General features: G+C 45.6%; 1 protein-coding gene. It reads left to right on the top strand.

Going from position 1 to position 822, the window contains the following annotated elements:
* Nucleotides 1–172: 172 nt before the first annotated feature.
* Complete coding sequence (locus DW642_RS16395; protein ID WP_220451551.1) at nucleotides 173–745, top strand: hypothetical protein; 573 nt, start codon at nucleotides 173–175, stop codon at nucleotides 743–745.
* Nucleotides 746–822 lie beyond the last annotated feature (77 nt).

Raw genomic sequence — 822 nt, 5'->3', positions numbered from 1 at the left:
TTTATCCGGCTGATGAATGAAAGAGGGTACGGAGTGGACTGGCAGGACAGCCATAAGTACATCACATATACCGACTTAGCCAGGGAACAGGCAGGAGAAAAGGCTTGTAAAATCAGGGATAACAAGCTGGAAAAATACTACAATATGGATTTCGGAAAGGAGAGCATGGAGCATGAGTTTGAGAGAAATGCACGAACAGCAGAAGCAGAGCAGTCCAAGAGAGCAACTTCAAGAGTTAAACCGACAGAGCCGGACAGAGCTGGAAAACAGTTTGCTCAAAGAAGCGTTGGCGATGTCGAGCGAGAACTGCGAGGAATTGATGAAGCAGTCAAATCAAGAACAAGTAAGGGCAGAGCAGAACAGGCAGAGAGACGCAGAGCAGAACAGGAAGCTCATCAGCGAGCTGAAGCAGAGCGTAGAGCTACTGAAGAACAGCAACGAATTGCTTCAAGACGCTATATCGGGCGAGATTGGGAGCTTGAAAGATGAGGTTAAGGAAAATACCGTCCAAGAGGTTAGAAAGGCGTTACAGGCGAATATAGAGGCTATACAGAGGGCGACAAAGCTTCTTGAGAAGCAGTCTGATACACTTACGAGCGTGATGAAGCAGAAACTCCGGGAGCTGGAGGAAAGTAAGAACAGCTTTTTCAGATATGAGGGCTTGAAACTGTACCTGTTTTGGGGTGGCATGGTCTGTAATATTTTAGTATTTCTTATGCTAGCGTCTAGCATGTTTGGTAGGTGAAAATATATCTAGTTAGATTAAAAAGGTGCAAAAACCTATTGATAAGATTAGCGGTCAAGGCGAGAGGGAGTGAGGTG

This window comes from Blautia sp. AM23-13AC (assembly GCF_003435675.1).
Taxonomy (GTDB): Bacteria; Bacillota; Clostridia; order Lachnospirales; family Lachnospiraceae; genus Fusicatenibacter; species Fusicatenibacter saccharivorans.
This window is presented reverse-complemented; position numbering and strand designations above follow the sequence as displayed.

What these genes read in the sequence shown, in the direction of transcription:
- DW642_RS16395 (WP_220451551.1), top strand. Translation starts at nt 173, where the DNA reads ATGAGTTTGAGAGAAATGCACGAACAGCAGAAGCAGAGCAGTCCAAGA.